Origin of the sequence: Streptomyces olindensis, assembly GCF_040645895.1 — a bacterium.
GTDB lineage: Bacteria > Actinomycetota > Actinomycetes > Streptomycetales > Streptomycetaceae > Streptomyces > Streptomyces olindensis.
The window spans coordinates 1-15,359 of the sequence record NZ_JBEYZD010000039.1 but is presented as its reverse complement, the minus strand read 5'-3'; the positions used below and the strand labels follow the sequence as shown (position 1 = coordinate 15,359).

Annotated in this window: 13 protein-coding genes; 6 read left to right on the top strand and 7 right to left on the bottom strand. The window is 72.7% G+C overall.

The window, feature by feature from the left end; all coding sequences use genetic code 11:
- Positions 1 to 113 precede the first annotated feature (113 nt).
- Positions 114 to 2,507, top strand: coding sequence for an HAD-IC family P-type ATPase (locus ABZ948_RS24350; protein WP_359762818.1), 2,394 nt, complete (start codon positions 114 to 116; stop codon positions 2,505 to 2,507).
- 27 nt (positions 2,508 to 2,534) lie between these two features.
- Here the strand turns inward: ABZ948_RS24350 and ABZ948_RS24345 are convergent, their stop codons facing one another.
- The 4 genes from ABZ948_RS24345 to ABZ948_RS24330 all read right to left on the bottom strand — a co-directional run bounded on the left by ABZ948_RS24345 (position 2,535) and on the right by ABZ948_RS24330 (position 8,858).
- Complete coding sequence (locus ABZ948_RS24345; protein WP_359762816.1) at positions 2,535 to 3,395, bottom strand: hypothetical protein; 861 nt, start codon at positions 3,393 to 3,395, stop codon at positions 2,535 to 2,537.
- A gap of 232 nt (positions 3,396 to 3,627) precedes the next feature.
- Complete coding sequence (locus ABZ948_RS24340; protein WP_359762814.1) at positions 3,628 to 4,560, bottom strand: hypothetical protein; 933 nt, start codon at positions 4,558 to 4,560, stop codon at positions 3,628 to 3,630.
- 173 nt (positions 4,561 to 4,733) lie between these two features.
- Positions 4,734 to 7,856, bottom strand: coding sequence for a sacsin N-terminal ATP-binding-like domain-containing protein (locus ABZ948_RS24335; RefSeq protein WP_359762813.1), 3,123 nt, complete (start codon positions 7,854 to 7,856; stop codon positions 4,734 to 4,736).
- Positions 7,857 to 7,931: 75 nt separating this feature from the next.
- Positions 7,932 to 8,858 carry a DUF3027 domain-containing protein gene (locus tag ABZ948_RS24330; protein WP_359762811.1) on the bottom strand — a complete coding sequence of 309 codons (927 nt, stop codon included), beginning with the start codon at positions 8,856 to 8,858 and terminating at the stop codon, positions 7,932 to 7,934.
- 274 nt (positions 8,859 to 9,132) lie between these two features.
- Between ABZ948_RS24330 and ABZ948_RS24325 the strand changes: the two genes are divergently transcribed.
- The 4 genes from ABZ948_RS24325 (at position 9,133) to ABZ948_RS24310 (ending at position 12,635) form a co-directional block, all read left to right on the top strand.
- The gene (locus ABZ948_RS24325; protein WP_359762809.1) at positions 9,133 to 10,566 is read left to right on the top strand and encodes an MFS transporter; all 1,434 of its coding nucleotides are present in this window, start codon (positions 9,133 to 9,135) and stop codon (positions 10,564 to 10,566) included.
- A 62-nt stretch (positions 10,567 to 10,628) separates the two neighbouring features.
- The gene (locus ABZ948_RS24320; protein ID WP_359762807.1) at positions 10,629 to 11,102 is read left to right on the top strand and encodes a DUF2771 domain-containing protein; all 474 of its coding nucleotides are present in this window, start codon (positions 10,629 to 10,631) and stop codon (positions 11,100 to 11,102) included.
- Positions 11,103 to 11,131: 29 nt separating this feature from the next.
- Complete coding sequence (locus ABZ948_RS24315; RefSeq protein ID WP_435857586.1) at positions 11,132 to 11,797, top strand: futalosine hydrolase; 666 nt, start codon at positions 11,132 to 11,134, stop codon at positions 11,795 to 11,797.
- A complete protein-coding gene (locus ABZ948_RS24310; protein ID WP_359762806.1) occupies positions 11,787 to 12,635 on the top strand; it encodes a 1,4-dihydroxy-6-naphtoate synthase in 849 nt (282 codons plus the stop codon). The genes ABZ948_RS24315 and ABZ948_RS24310 overlap by 11 nt, the downstream gene beginning before the upstream one ends.
- A gap of 43 nt (positions 12,636 to 12,678) precedes the next feature.
- Here the strand turns inward: ABZ948_RS24310 and ABZ948_RS24305 are convergent, their stop codons facing one another.
- Positions 12,679 to 13,062 carry a cold-shock protein gene (locus ABZ948_RS24305; protein ID WP_010035896.1) on the bottom strand — a complete coding sequence of 128 codons (384 nt, stop codon included), beginning with the start codon at positions 13,060 to 13,062 and terminating at the stop codon, positions 12,679 to 12,681.
- Positions 13,063 to 13,225: 163 nt separating this feature from the next.
- On the opposite strand from ABZ948_RS24305, the gene ABZ948_RS24300 reads away from it, so the two are divergent.
- Positions 13,226 to 13,474 carry a hypothetical protein gene (locus ABZ948_RS24300; RefSeq protein ID WP_010035898.1) on the top strand — a complete coding sequence of 83 codons (249 nt, stop codon included), beginning with the start codon at positions 13,226 to 13,228 and terminating at the stop codon, positions 13,472 to 13,474.
- Here the strand turns inward: ABZ948_RS24300 and ABZ948_RS24295 are convergent.
- Both ABZ948_RS24295 and ABZ948_RS24290 read right to left on the bottom strand, forming a co-directional pair.
- Positions 13,453 to 14,085, bottom strand: coding sequence for an HAD family hydrolase (locus tag ABZ948_RS24295; RefSeq protein ID WP_435857585.1), 633 nt, complete (start codon positions 14,083 to 14,085; stop codon positions 13,453 to 13,455). The genes ABZ948_RS24300 and ABZ948_RS24295 overlap by 22 nt on opposite strands.
- Positions 14,086 to 14,152: 67 nt before the next feature.
- Positions 14,153 to 15,163 (bottom strand): hypothetical protein, encoded by a 1,011-nt coding sequence (locus ABZ948_RS24290; protein ID WP_359762801.1) that lies wholly within the window; start codon positions 15,161 to 15,163, stop codon positions 14,153 to 14,155.
- Positions 15,164 to 15,359: the final 196 nt, after the last annotated feature.

Sequence of the window (15,359 nt, the reverse complement as noted above, 5' to 3'; positions counted from 1 at the left end):
GGCCGACGACGTACAACTGCCGTACGACCACGGCACGAAGTCCGTCCTTCCCAGGTCGGATCTTCCGCGCATTCGGCAGGTGAACCCGTAAATCCGCACGTACCGTCGAATGCATGACGCATCTCGACGCGGGTGCCCGGCCCGACTCCGCGCGGCCGGCGACGGTCACCTCACGCGAGACCGGCCTGACCAGTGCTCAGGTCGCCGAACGGGTGGAGCGCGGCCAGGTCAACGACGTGCCGGTGCGCAGCAGCCGCTCCACCGTCGACATCGTCCGGGCGAACGTCTTCACCCGCTTCAACGCGATCATCGGCGTGCTGTGGCTGATCATGCTGGTGGTCGCGCCGATCCAGGACAGCCTCTTCGGATTCGTGATCCTCGCCAACACCGGCATCGGGATCATCCAGGAGTGGCGGGCGAAGAAGACGCTGGACTCGCTCGCGCTGATCGGCGAGGTCAGACCCACCGTCCGCCGGGACGGGGCCGCCGGGCAGGTCAGCACCTCCGAGATCGTCCTCGACGACCTGATCGAGATCGGCCCGGGCGACAAGGTCGTCGTCGACGGCGTCTGCGTCGAGGCCGACGGGCTGGAGATCGACGAGTCGCTGCTCACCGGCGAGGCCGACCCCGTGGTCAAGCGCCCCGGCGACCAGGTGATGTCCGGCAGCTTCGTGGTCGCGGGCGGCGGGGCCTTCCAGGCGACCAAGGTCGGCCGTGAGGCGTACGCCGCGCAGCTCGCCGAGGAGGCGTCCCGGTTCACCCTCGTCCACTCCGAGCTGCGCTCCGGCATCTCCACGATCCTGAAGTACGTCACGTGGATGATGGTCCCGACCGCGATCGGGCTGATCATCAGCCAGCTGTTCGTGAAGGACAACGCCTTCAAGGACTCCGTGGCGCGCACGGTCGGCGGCATCGTCCCGATGGTCCCCGAAGGGCTCGTCCTGCTCACCTCGGTCGCCTTCGCCATCGGAGTCATCCGGCTCGGCCGCAAGCAGTGCCTGGTGCAGGAGCTGCCCGCGATCGAGGGCCTGGCCCGCGTCGACACGGTCTGCCTGGACAAGACCGGCACCCTCACCGAGGGCGGCATGGACGTCACCGAGCTGCGGCCCCTCCAGGGCACCGAGGAGACGTACGTGCGGAAGGTGCTCGGCGCCCTCGGCGAGTCGGACCCGCGGCCGAACGCCTCCCTCCAGGCGATCATCGACACCTACCCGGCCGTCGAGGACTGGCGCTGCACCCAGGCCCTGCCCTTCTCCTCCGCCCGCAAGTACAGCGGCGCCGCGTTCAGCGAGGGCGACGGGCAGAGCAGCACCTGGCTGCTGGGCGCGCCCGACGTGCTGCTGCCCGAGGAGGACCCGGCCCTCGCCGAGACCGAGCGGCTGAACGAGCAGGGCCTGAGGGTGCTGCTGCTGGCGCGGGTCGAGCGGGACCTGGACGATCCCGGGGTGGCCGAGGGGGCGAAGCCCACCGCCCTGGTCGTGCTGGAGCAGCGGCTGCGGCCGGACGCCGCCGACACGCTGCGCTACTTCGCCGACCAGAACGTCCGTGCCAAGGTCATCTCCGGCGACAACGCGGTGTCGGTCGGGGCGGTCGCGGCCAAGCTGGGGCTCTCCGGGACCACCGTGGACGCGCGGCGGCTGCCCGCCGACCAGGACGGGATGGCCGCGGCCCTCGACGACGGCACGGTGTTCGGGCGGGTCACCCCGCAGCAGAAGCGGAACATGGTGGGGGCGCTGCAGTCCGGCGGGCACACCGTCGCGATGACCGGCGACGGCGTGAACGACGTCCTCGCGCTGAAGGACGCCGACATCGGCGTGGCGATGGGCTCCGGCTCGGAGGCGACCCGGGCGGTCGCGCAGATCGTGCTGCTGAACAACAGCTTCGCGACGCTGCCGTCGGTGGTTGCGGAGGGCCGCCGGGTCATCGGCAACATCACGCGGGTCGCGACCCTGTTCCTCGTCAAGACGGTGTACTCGGTGCTGCTGGCCGTCCTGGTGGTCTGCTCGCAGGTCGAGTACCCGTTCCTGCCGCGCCACCTGACCCTGCTGTCGACGCTGACGATCGGCGTCCCGGCGTTCTTCCTGGCGCTCGCGCCCAACAAGGAGCGCGCGAAGCCGAACTTCGTGCGGCGGGTCATGCGGTACGCGATCCCGGGCGGGGTGGTGGCCGCGGTGGCGACCTTCGCGACGTATCTGGTCGCGCGGGAGCACTACACGGGCGCGGGCGCGCTGGACGCGGAGACCAGTGCGGCGACGCTGACGCTGTTCCTCATCTCGATGTGGGTGCTGGCGATCATCGCCCGGCCGTACACCTGGTGGCGCCTGGCGCTGGTGGCCGCGATGGCGGGGGCGTTCGTGGTGGTGCTGGTCGTGCCGTGGCTCCAGGACTTCTTCGCGCTGAAGCTGGTCGGGATGACGATGCCGTGGATCGCGGTCGGCATCGCGGTGGTGGCGGCGGCCACCCTGGAGTTCACGTGGAAGTGGGTGGACCGCCGCTTCCCGGCCTAGCCGGTCCTGTGCCCGGCCTGGCCGGTCCTACCGCACGTCGACGTAGTCGCCCGTGGCGTTGACCGCGGGGGTCGTCGTGGTGCCGGCGAAGCTGAAGCGCCAGTAACCGTCGTACTGGGCCGTGGCGGTGGCCTTCAGGTTGCCGTACTGGTCGGAGTACACCGTCTTGATGGTGGTGTACGTGCTGGTGCCCGCCTTGCGGAACTGGAGCTTGACCGGCTGGTTGGTGTAGCCGTGGTAGGCGTTGTCCTCCCAGTTGGCGCGGGACAGCTTGCCGGTGGACGTGATCGTCTTGCCCTTGTAGACGGGCTCGGGGCCGGCGTTCACGGTCAGCTTGGAGTAGCGCTGGACCTTGGTGGTGCCCAGGCCGCCCTGCTCCTTCTGGTCGCCGTTGCTGGTGACGGCGAGGGCGCCCGCGCCCCAGGTGCCGGCGTCGGAGTTGAACAGGTCGCCGTCGGCCGGGCGGATGCTGATGACGCCCTTGCAGTTGAGGACGGTCGACGAGGCGGCGGTGCAGGTGGCCGGGTCGTCGCTGATGAAGAGGTTGTCCGCGGTGTCGATCGAGGAGCCGTGGTAGATCAGCGGGCCCGTGGCGAAGTTGTCGGAGCTGGTGTCGAGGTCGGCCGCGTGCGTCACGGTGTAGGTGACGGGGAAGCTGACCACGTTCGTGGTGCCGACGACGATGTTCTTGCCGCTGTTCACCTTCATGTTGGAGAAGGTGACGTCGAGGGTCGACGCGGTGGTGGTGCTGCCCGATTCGGCGCCGGCCGAGGCGGAGCCGAAGGCCGCCTTGCCGGACGGCGCGTCGGCGGCCTGGGCGGCCGGGACGACGAGGGCGGAGAGGGCCAGGGCGCCGGCGACGGCGGCCACGGTGGCTCGGATGTGCATGTGTTCCCCAGGTGGAGAAGTGATCTAGGAGTCTGTTGACTCACGCGATCAGATCCACGAGCCCCCCACCGGGTTGTAGGGCGCGGTCCGGGTTTTGCCATGTCATCCATGATGCTTGACACGCCCATGAGACAGGCACAGGACAGGCACGGCGCGGACGGGGGCGCGGACGACGACCGCCGGCCCCGGAACGGCTCCGGGACCGGCGGTCGGCATCCGCGTGAAGACGGGGTTATCGCACGTCGACGAAGTCACCCGCGGCGTTGACCGCCGGAGTGGTCGTCGTGCCCGCGAAGGAGTAGCGGAAGTAGCCGTCCGTGGAGGCCTTGACGGTGGTCTTCAGCTCGCCCGTGGAGTTGGACTTGATGGTCTTCAGCGTGGTGTAGGTGTCCGTGCCCTTCTTGCGGAACTGGAGCTTCACCGGCTGGTTGGTGTAGCCGTGGTACTTGTTGTCGTCCCAGTTGGCGCGGGACAGCTTGCCGGTGACCGTGATGGTCTTGCCCTTCTTCACCGGCTCGGGCGAGGCGTTGACCGTCAGCTTCGAGTAGCGCTGCAGCTTGAAGGAGTTGGTCGGGTCCGTCACCGCGACACCGACGTTCTCCAGGTTCGGGTTCTCCGGGTCCTCGCCGTTGAACGCGACCGCGAAGGCCGCCGCCTTCCAGGAACCGGCGTCCTCGTTCAGCAGCGCGAACGGGTCGATCTCGACGGTGGCCTTGCAGTTGGCCACGGTCGGGGAGGAGTCGGTGCAGCTCGCGTCGTTGCTGTCGAAGAAGAAGATCGACTCGTCGAACGAGGCGCCGCGGTACAGCTCGACACCCGCGAAGAAGTCCGCGGCGTGGATGTCCACGTCCTTGGCGTGCGTCAGCTTGAAGGAGACGGGCACCTTGACCAGGTTCGTGGTGCCGACGGCGATGTTCTTGCCGTTGTTGACCTTCACGGAGGAGAAGGTCGCGTCCAGGACGTACGGCTCGCCCTCCGCGGCGGCGGCGAAGGCCGACCGGCCGGAGTCGGCGTGGACGGCCTTGCCGGCGGCGCCGTGGACGACCTTGCTGGCGGCGGCGATGTCCGCGGGCACCTTCGGCTCGGCGGCCTGCGCGACCGGCACGGCGAGGGCGGAGAGGGCCAGGGCGCCGGTGACGGCGGCCACGGTGGCTCGGATACGCATGCGTTCTCCAGGTGGAGAGGGGCCCCCGGCGCTCGTCGTCGGCTCCTGGGGGCCCAAGTGATCGTGGAGTCTGTTGACTCACGTGATCAGATACCTCAGCGAGGCGCTTGGTTGTACGACTGGTGAAAAATATGTGCGGAACTTTTCACCAACAGCCGTACGTCACCACCGGATCAGTCGAACCACCGGTCCCGCGCCAGCTCCTCCGTCCGGGACGGATCCTCCAGCAGCGCCGCCACCTCGAACCGCCGCGGCCACTGCCCGGCCGCCCAGGCGAGCCCCGCGGCGACGCCCTCCAGGGTGGCGGCGTGCAGGACGCCGTCGTCCGTGAGCCGCCAGTCGATCTCCACGCCGTCCACGACGAGTTCCTCGTGCTCCACGTAGGAGGCCGGGGTCAGCCGGCCGAGCAGCACCCGCACCGCCTCCGGTACGTCGTGCTCGGTGCCCTCGGAGGTGACCTGCCCGGTGACGGACTCGCTCAGCCGCCGCACCTGGAACAGCTCGGCCAGCTCGGCGGCCCGGGACGGCCGCACCGGCAGCAGCGGGACACCCTCGGTGAACGGCAGCAGGTCGGGCGAGTCGCACACCACGGCGTCGGCCGCGTCGACGACCTCCACCCGGCCGTCGACGACCGCGCGCAGCTCGTCCGGCAGGGTCACCTGCTCCGGGTCCAGCTCGGCCAGCGCCCCGTACAGGGCGTGCAGCTGGGCCCCCGTCACCTCCCGCTCGGGGTCGGCGAGCCGGTCGAGCAGCTCGGCGGCGCCGCCGGGCTCGTCCAGCAGCGCGGCGACGGACGTGCGCACGCCGAGCGCCCGCAGCACCTGCTCGTCCTCGAACCCGGTCGCGTCGGCCTCGTCGTACAGCCCGCGCAGCAGCGGGTCGCCGCCCGCGGCCCGCAGTCCGGCCGGGCGGCGGCCGTCGAGCACCGGGTTCCCGCGCAGCCACCACGCCGTGTACGGCCGGACGACCTCGTGCGTCCCGTCGTGCAGCAGGACCCGCACGGGCTGCACGATCGCGTCCCGCAGCGGCGGCCGGGACAACAGGGCCAGTGCCTGCGGCCACTTGTCCTCGTCGACGAGGTCCAGGTCCCGGACGGCGACGATCTCGGTCGCGACCGGCGGCACCGGGCTGTCCGGGAAGCGGTCGAGGATGTCCTCGCACCACACGTCGACGGCGTCCAGCAGGCCCGCGTCGTCGGGCTCGGCGAAGTCCCCTTCGCGGGGCTCCAGTTCGTCCGGGTCGAGGACGACGTCGGTGGCCCGGACGACGGCGAAGTCCACCAGGACCCCGCAGGCGGCCAGCGGCTGCTCGCCCCACTTCGCGGCCAGCTCGGCGTCCACGGCGGCCAGTTCGCCCTCGCGCATGACCTGGGCGAAGGGGCCGCCGGGGAAGACGAGTTCGCAGGCCGGGGCCGGTTCGCCGTCCTCGTCGGGCAGGGCGAGCGCGCCGAGCCAGGGCTCGTCACCGGGCTCCAGGCCGGCGTCCCGCACCAGGGCGAGGACGGTGTCGGCCAGTTCCTCGGCGTCGAGCGCGTCCTCCTCCCAGTTCACGCCGCCCTCGTCGTCCAGGGACGCGGCGACGGCGGCCCGCACCTGGGGGGTGGTGAGGACGGCCCGCGGGGTCGCGGGCAGGGCGCCGAGCTTCTCCAGGATCGGGTGGGCCGCGTCCGGGTGGGCGACCTTCAGCCCGAGCCGGGCCAGCACCTCCGGGTCGATCCGGGCGCCGTCGGCGCCGGGCAGCAGCACCTGCCGGGGCCCGATGGTCGTCCGGCCGTCGGCCAAGGGCACCGGCAGCCCCGACAGCCGGTCCGGGTCGACCCCGGCCAGGCTGTCGTAGAGCCGCCGCCACCAGCCCGGGTCCTTCTCCAGCCCGGCCAGCCGGTCGATCGCGTCGGTCAGCGGGACCCGGGCGACCGCCAGGGTGCGCAGCTCCGCGCGGCGTTCCAGCCCGGCGGGCAGCAGCGTGGGCAGCACCTCGGCGAGGACGTCCACGGTGTCCGCGCCGGCGCCCTCCACGAGTTCGGCGTCCCGCGGGCGCAGGGATTCCGGCAGGTCGTCACCGTCGTGGGGCGGGACCGCGGGTGGCAGGAAGGACGTGCGGGGCAGCCGCTCCAGGATGGCCTGGCGCAGGGCGCCGTCCAGCTCGCCCTTGCCGAGCGGGCCGGGCACGAGGTCGATGATCCCGGCGGTGACCGGCCGCCAGTCGGCGAGGAGTCCGGCGTAGGCGTCGGCCGCGCGCTGCACCAGGAAGTCGGTGAGCGGGCCGGGGGCGGCGTGCCGGCGGGTGGAGTCCAGCGGGAAGGAGGCGATGAGCAGGGCCGGGACGCCGAGCGGCTCGTCGCTGGGCGTGGGCGCGTGCACCACCGGGCTGGTGCGGGGCCGGGCCGGGCTGCCGTCGCTGTCGACGGGCACGGCCCAGGTGACCGACCAGTGCGGTCGCAGCCGCTCCTCGACGGGCCGGTCGGCGAGCAGCTCGGGGGTGAGGGGACCGTGGGCGGCGGCGGTGCGCCAGTGGGTGACGCCGTTGCCGGAGTCGTCGACGACCGTGAAGGGCCCGTCGGTGCGGCGGGTGAGGGTCCGGGGGCTCTCCCCGTTCACCTCGACGACGAGTTCCTCCAGGCCGGGGAGGGTGAGCAGCAGGGCGTCGTCGACGGCGTGCAGGAGCCGCTCGGCGAGATCGGCGGCGGCCGCGTCGCGCAGCGGCAGGATGACGGCGGTGTCGTACGGGTCGGGGGCGGTGCCCTCGGCGGCGAACGGCAGCCGCAGCAGCGGTACGTGCCCGTCGCGCCGCCGGATCTCGTCCCCGAGTCCGGGGCTGTGCCGGGCGGTCTCGGCGGCGTGTTCCCGGGCCTCGGCGAGGGACCAGCGGACCCCGCCGTGGCGGCCGACGACGGCGGGCTCGTCGGTGACGGCGAGGACGGCGGCGAAGCCGACGCCGAACCGGCCGACGGCCCGCTCGTGGGTCTCCCGCTTCGCGGAGGCACGCAGCGTGGACAGCGACTCGACGCCGGCCGCGTCCAGCGGGGCGCCGGTGTTGGCGGCGACCAGCACCCCGTCGCGCAGGGTGAGCCGCAGCCGCCCCGGTACACCGGCGCGGGCCGCCGCGTCGGCGGCGTTCTGGGCGAGCTCGACGACGAGCCGGTCCCGGTAGCCGCCGAGGACGAGGTCCTCCTCGGCGTTGGCGTCCTCACGGAACCGGGCCGGGCTGGTCGCCCAGGCGTCGAGGACACCGCGCCGCAGACGGGCCGTGCCGAACGGGTCGGCACCCTCGGCGGCCGGGCGCACGAACTTGCTCACGTTCACTCTCCTCGTCGGCGGCGTGGGCCGTGAGGTTGAAGGTACCGCGAGCGGGAGCGCCCCTCGGACCAGGCTCTAGGAGTGCCCCAGTTCCGCCGACGACTCGTCCTCCGTGACGGGCACGGAACCCGAGTCGGAGGCCGGGCGCAGCGGGAAGGGGTCCACCCGGGTCTCGTCGATCACCGGCGGGGCCGGCTGCGGGGGCTTGGGCATCACCGCGGCTTCGGAGTGGCCGCCGCAGCCGTAGGCCAGGGAGACGAGGCGGCCGTCGGCCGGGGAGAACTCGTTGGCGCAGACGCCGAAGGCCTGGCCCAGGGAGCCGCCGACGGGGACGAGGAAGCCGCAGCTGACGCACGCCGCGGGGGCGGACTGGGCCATGGGGGTCTTGGGGCCGAACGCCTCCTCCCAGCGGTCGGCCGCGGTGTGCAGGCCGTAGCGGGAGAGCACCCGGGCGCGGCGCATGCCCAGTTCCTCGGCGACCGCCGCGATCGACCCGCGGGACGGGGCGACCGGCAGGCGGGACGGGGGCCCCTCGGTGACGTCGGCGTCCTCCGCCTCCACCAGGTCGGCCATCTCGTGCGACACGGCGGAGTTCGGCGCGGGCTCGTCCTCGCCCGAGTAGCCGGGCTCCAGGCGCAGGTCCTCGGCGTCCGTCGGGAGCAGATCGCCCGGGCCCATGTCGCCGGGGCGGAGCCGCTCGCTCCACGGCACCCACTCGGGCGCGAGCACCGCGTCCGGGCCGGGCAGCAGCACCGCCTCGTCCACCGTGACGATCTTGGCGCGGGAGGCCCGGGCCACCGTCACGGCCCAGCGCCAGCCCCGGTACCCGAGCTCCCGGCACTCGAAGAAGTGCGTGACAACGCGGTCCCCCTCGGAGACCAGCCCCACGTGCTCGCCGACGATCCCTGGCGCGGCGGCCTCCTCGGCTGCGGCGCGCGCGAGGTCGACGGCCTCGGCGCACAGGCGGTCAGGGGTGCGGCTTCGCGTTGTCGCTGCGCTCACAGGTATCGCTTCTCTCCATACGCCGTCTCACGAGTGCGCCACTCCCAGCGCCGGGGCGGGACGGAGCGGACCGGGGGACCGCGTCGACGTCCTTCATCCATTCTGCGGGATGGCGGAGATACGCACGCTACCCTTCCGCCCCACGTCGCGTACACCGACGGTTCTGTTCGCCGTCGGCCCGGTCGTCGCCCGCCCCGCCCCGGACAGTCACCCCACAGGCCCTATACAAGCGGTAATGGCACTAGCCACAGCCTTATCGGGGCACTATGACGTCGTGGCAGCGGCGAAGTCGCCCCAGGGCGCCACCGGGACCGGTGGGCCGAAAGGGCTCAAGGGAAGCAGCCGACCGAGCGGACCGGGCCGCCTGGGCGGCTCCCTCCGCGCGGTCGGCCGTGCCTTGCACTTCCCGGTGACCGGCACCGCCCGCGGCATCCGCAAGGCCACCCACGCGCACGGCGCCGGCGAGTCCGGCCTCGGCAAGCTGATCGAGCTGCACGGCGTGAACGGCGCCGGCGACGTCATGATCACCGTCGCTCTCGCCTCGACCGTCTTCTTCTCCGTACCGACCGACGAGGCCCGCGGGCGCGTCGCGCTGTACCTCGCCATCACCATGGCGCCCTTCACCCTCCTCGCGCCGGTGATCGGCCCCCTCCTCGACCGCATTCCGCACGGCCGCCGGGCGGCGATGGCCGGGGCGATGCTGGCCCGGGCGCTGCTCGCGATCGTGCTGTCCGGCGCGGTCGTCACCGGCAGCATCGAGCTGTACCCGGCCGCGCTCGGCGTCCTCGTCGCGTCGAAGGCGTACGGCGTGGTCAGAAGCGCGGTCGTGCCCCGGCTGCTGCCGCCCGGCTTCTCCCTGGTCAAGGCCAACTCGCGCGTCACCCTCGGCGGCCTCCTCGCCACCGGCATCGCCGCGCCCGTCGGGGCCGGACTCCAGCAGGTCGGGCCGCGCTGGCCGCTCTACGGCGCCTTCCTGATCTTCGTCGCGGGGACGTTCCTGTCGTTCACGCTGCCGCCGAAGGTCGACTCCGCCAAGGGCGAGGACCGGGCGCTGCTCGCGGCCGACGAGCAGCACCTGCACGGGCCGCACCGCAAGCCGGTCAAGCGCCCGGGGCTGCGCACGGTCGGTCCGGCCGTCACCCACGCCCTGGCCGTCAACGCCTCCATCCGCTGCCTCACCGGCTTCCTGATCTTCTTCCTGGCCTTCCTGCTGCGCGAGCACCCGATCTCCGGGCAGAGCGCCGCCGTGTCCCTGGGGATAGTGGGTGTCTGCGCGGGCGCGGGCAACGCCCTCGGTACGGCGGTCGGGGCGTGGCTGCGCTCCCGGGCGCCGGAGATCATCATCGTGACGGTGGTGGCGTGCGTGCTGGGCGCGGCGATCACGGCCGCGGTGTTCTTCGGCGCGGTCCTGGTGGCCGGTCTGGCCGCGATCGCCGGCTTCGCGCAGGCCCTGGCCAAGCTCTCCCTGGACGCGCTGATCCAGCGGGACGTGCCCGAACTGGTCCGCACCTCGGCCTTCGCCCGCTCCGAGACGCTGCTGCAGATGTCCTGGGTGCTGGGCGGCGCGATCGGCATCGTCATGCCGCTCAACGGCACGCTGGGCCTCGCGGTGGGCGCCACGATCGTCGGCACGGGCTGGCTGACGACCGTCCGGGGGCTGATCGGCTCGGCCCGGCGGGGAGGCGCGGGGCGGCCGCGTGTGGCGTAACGCGAGGGCCGCGTCCCACCCCAGGTGGGGAGAGGGCTCGGCTCGCCCGATAGCCTTCGCCCATGAACACGTTGCAATCCGCTGTGCGACGCCGCCGCGCCGTCGCCGCCGCCGGCGTCGTATCCGCCGGACTGCTCGTCCTGTCGGCCTGTGACAAGCCGACGGCGATGGCCACGGTCACCGTGGGCAGCTCCTCGGTGAACTCCGAGGCCACCTGTGGCGGCGAGGGCGAGACCCTGAAGTCCGCCGACCTGACCCAGTGCCTGAAGGACAAGGGCATCAAGAGCATCTCCGTCGACCCGGACGAGACCGTCCGCTTCGGTGTCGACCCGGAGATCGCCGACAAGGGCTGGACGATCCTGATGAACGGTCAGCCGCTGACCGACTCCAGCACGAAGACGTACCGCACCATCCCGGGCAGCGTGTTCTTCAACGCCCAGTACGGTGCGCAGGGCAACTCGACGCTGGTGTCCATCAAGGAGGGCGACAAGGACACGTCGGGGCTCTGGAACTTCAAGCTCGAGAAGGACGCCTGATCGCTGCCGCCGGGCTTGGCCGGGTGCTGGTGGCCACCGCGGTTCCTGTGGAGAGGGACGCGGTGGCCGGGGCTTTGTCGCACGGCGGCAGCGGCAGCGGCAGCGGGATCGATGTGATCACTGTGGGGGTCGGGCCCGGGATCGCCGGTGCCTCCACGGCCTCCGTGCTCACCGCCGCCGCCCTCCAGGGCCGCCCCTACGGCCTCGTCGTCTCCGCCGGGATCGCGGGCGGGTTTCAGCCCGGCGCGCCCGTGGGGTCGCTGGTCGTCGCCGATGAGGTGGTCGCGGCCGATCTGGGGGCGGAGACCGAGGACGGGTTCCTCTCCGTCACCGAGCTGGGATTCGGGAGCGTCCGGCACCGGCCGCCCGGGGATCTCGTGCGGCGGGTCGCCGAGGCGACCGGGGCCCGTACCGGCGCCGTGCTCACCGTGTCCACCGTGACCGGGACCGCCGCCAGGGCCGCGGCCCTGCGCGAGCGGCACCCGACCGCCCTCGCCGAGGCCATGGAGGGGTTCGGGGTCGCCGAGGCCGCCGTCGCGCAGGGCGTGCTCGTGCTGGAGATCCGGGCGGTCTCCAATCCCGTCGGGCCCAGGGACCGTGCCGCCTGGCGCATCCCGGACGCCCTGGCGGCCCTGACCGAGGGTTTCGGGAAGCTCGTGCCCGTACTGGAGAGTTGGAACCGGCATGACAGTTGAGCAGCTGCAGATCGCCTACTCCCCCTGCCCGAACGACACCTTCGTCTTCGACGCCCTGGCCCACGGCCGCGTCCCCGGCGCCCCCGAGCTGGACGTGACCTTCGCCGACATCGACGTCACCAACGGCATGGCCGAACGCGGCGAGTTCGACGTGCTGAAGGTGTCGTACGCCGTGCTGCCCTACGTCCTCGACCAGTACGCCCTGCTGCCCTGCGGCGGCGCGCTGGGGCGGGGCTGCGGGCCGCTGGTGCTGACCAGGGATTCGGACGTCGACCTCGGCGGGCGGACCGTCGCCGTGCCGAGTGAGAAGTCGACCGCGTACCTGCTGTTCCGGCTGTGGGCCGCGGACACGCTGAAGGACGGGGTGGGCGAGATCGTCGTCATGCCGTTCCACGAGATCATGCCGGCCGTGCGGGACGGGAAGGTCGACGCGGGGCTCGTGATCCACGAGGCGCGCTTCACGTACCGGAACTACGGGCTGCACAAGCTCGCCGACATGGGCGAGCACTGGGAGAACACCACCGGGCTGCCGATCCCGCTGGGCGCGATCATCGCCAAGCGGACGCTGGGCGAGCAGAGGCTGCGGCTGATCGCCGACTCCATCCGGACCTCCGTACGCGCCGCCTGGGACGACCCCGAGGCGTCCCGCCCGTACGTCATGGAGCACGCCCAGGAGATGGACCCGGCCGTCGCCGACCAGCACATCGGGCTGTACGTCAACGAGTTCACCGCCGACCTCGGCGAGGACGGCTACGCGGCCGTGCGCGGGCTGCTGACGCGCGCGGCGGCCGAGGGGCTGGTGCCGCCCCTCGGCCCGAACGCGCTCGCCTTTCCCTGAGCGGGTCCCTGGACGGGTCCCCGGGCGGGTCCTTGAGCGGGCGTCACACGTCCAGCTGGTCGGCGACCGCGCGCAGCAGGCCGGCGATCTTCTTGCCCGCGGTCTTCTCGGGGTAGCGGCCCCGCTCCAGCATCGGCGTGATGTTCTCCAGGAGCGTCGTCAGGTCCTGGACGATGGAGGCCAGCTCGTCCGGCTTCTTGCGGGTCGCGGCGGCGACGGACGGGGTCGGGTCCAGGATCGTCAGGGACAGCGCCTGGTCGCCGCGCTGCCCGGCGACGACCCCGAACTCCACTCGCTGCCCGGGCTTGAGCGTCTCGACTCCGGCGGGGAGGACCGAGGAATGGACGAAGACGTCACCGCCGTCGTCGCGGGAGAGAAAGCCGAAGCCCTTCTCGCTGTTGAACCACTTGACCTTGCCGGTAGGCACGTCTGTCCTCGTCCTCGTACTCGTCGGAAAACTGCTTCTGAAACGGCTCTTGATAGCACTCGGGCGGGCCGTACGGACCCGCCGGTACCAAGGCTAATGGTCTTCAGGCCGGTGACAAGACGTCACCCGGTTGTTCCTTCGCGCTGGGAACTACCCTGGTCCGGTGCGTGACAAAACCCAAACGAATTCCGCCGCTCCCGGTGACCGCCTGGTCCGTGCCGGCGCCATCGTCTTCTTCATCGGCGCCGTGGCCACACTGGTCACGGTCGCCCCGCTGTTCCTCGGGACGACGCCCTTTCCGACGTACATGTTCGGACTGAGCATGCTCATGGCAGTCGGTTTCCTGATGGCCGGTGCGGGAGTACTGCGTTCCGTGGCGGCCGGGCGCCGTCAGGCGCGTGCGGGGCGGTAGTCCGAAAGCCACCCGGGGAATTCGGTCAGGTCGGTGAGGACGACGTCCGCGCCCGCCGCCCGCAGTTCCTCCCCGGGGCAGGGCCCGGTGGCCACCGCGACCGACAGCGCGCCGGCGACCCGGGCGCCGCGCACGTCGCCGACGTGGTCGCCGACGTAGACACCCGCGTCGTGCTCGCGCAGCGCCTCGGCCTTCTGCTCTGCCCACAGGTCGCCGATGACCGCGTCCGGCTCGATGCCGAGGTGGGCGAGGTGCAGCTTGGCGTTGGGCTCGTACTTGGCGGTGACGACGATCGCGCGTCCCCCGGCCTCCCGTACGGCCGCGATGGCCTCCCGGGCGCCGGGCAGCGCCGGGGTCTCGGCGATCGCGATCGTCGGGTAGATCTCCCGGTAGACGTCCGCCACGGTCGCGACCTCCTCGGCCGGGAACCAGTTGATCAGCTCCTCGGCCAGCGGCGGCCCGAGCCGCGTGACCGCCAGATCGGCGTCGATGTACGTCCCCGTCCGTTCCGACAGCGCCCGGTAGCAGGCGCGGATGCCGGGGCGGGAGTCGATCAGGGTCATGTCGAGATCGAAGCCGACGGTGAGTGCGTGCGAGGTCGTGGAGGCCATATGGGCCATTGTGCCCAGGCGGTGCGAACGGCAGGCGTCCGCCGGGTCGGGGTCCGCCTGTGACCGGCTAGCGGGAGCGCTGTGAGCGCCACACCAGGAACAGCGCGGAGGCCACCGCCGCTCCCCGCACCACCCACGGCCAGGTCTGTGCCACCGCGTCGTTCATGTGGCCCTCGGCGATGGGATCGCCCCAGCGGTCGTTCATCCGGCCCCACAGCCAGACCAGGCCCGCCACGACGGCCGTGCTGGGCAGGATCACCACCGCCCACTTGGTCTCCGCCGGGCTCAGCCGGCGGGACGCGTAGGCGATGAGCCAGCCCAGGAGCAGCACGAACCAGTTGCCGAGCACCGCTCCGGCGACCAGGAGCCCGGCGGCGATCAGGAGGAGCGGGTTGCTCCAGCCGCTCGCGGGCAGGCCGGGGATCCGGCGGCGCTTTCCGGTCGCGGCGGCCTCCTCCGCCGCCTCGGCGGCCGGGGCCGGTTCCTCGGCGGTCTGCTTCTCCGGCTCCGCCTTCCGCTGCGGCGGCGGCTTCAGCAGGTCCGGCAGTTCGACCCCGCCCACGAAGCCCGGCACCTCGTCGCCCGCCCCGAAGGGGCTGCTGTCCACCCGCCACCAGTCCGGCTGGACGGCGCTGTCCCCGAGTTCATGAGCGGCGGCCAGGTGCGGCGGGGCGGCGCCCTCGGAGGCGGCGGGGCGCGGCTCCTCGGCGGGCCGGGCCGGGCGGGGCCGGGGCACGACGCGCCGCAGGACGCCCTTCGCCCGCTCGCCCCGCTCCTCCGGCTCGCGGCCGGGCTGCACGGGGACGGAGGCGGGGGCGGAGGTCCGCGGCCCGCCCGGGCCGGATCCCGTGCCGTCCGCTGCCGCGGCCACGACCTCGTCGGGGCTGCCGAGGCGGGTCAGGATGCGGCGGACGGCGGCGGGCGAGTCGACGGTGGCCCTCGCCCGGCGCCGGTCGATCTCGTCGCGCAGGTCCGCGACCAGGCGCATGCGGGTGGCCGACGACAACTGCCGCTGCTGGGCCACGTCGCCGACGCGGCTCAGATACTCGTAAACGACCTGGTCGCTCTCGATCCCCACGAAGTCCCCTCCGGGGCGGGTGCCTTGGGAAGCCCGTCGGACGACGGTACCGCGAGCGGCGACCGTGCCGCCAAAAGCCCGTCGCGCACAGTCGGCTCACCCCTAGGGGGTGTCCGCAAAGTCGCGTCGTTCGCCCGGAGGGCGGGCCCTGCGGCGTTCGGTGCGTGCTCTCGGCGTGCCGGGCGGACGCCCGCGT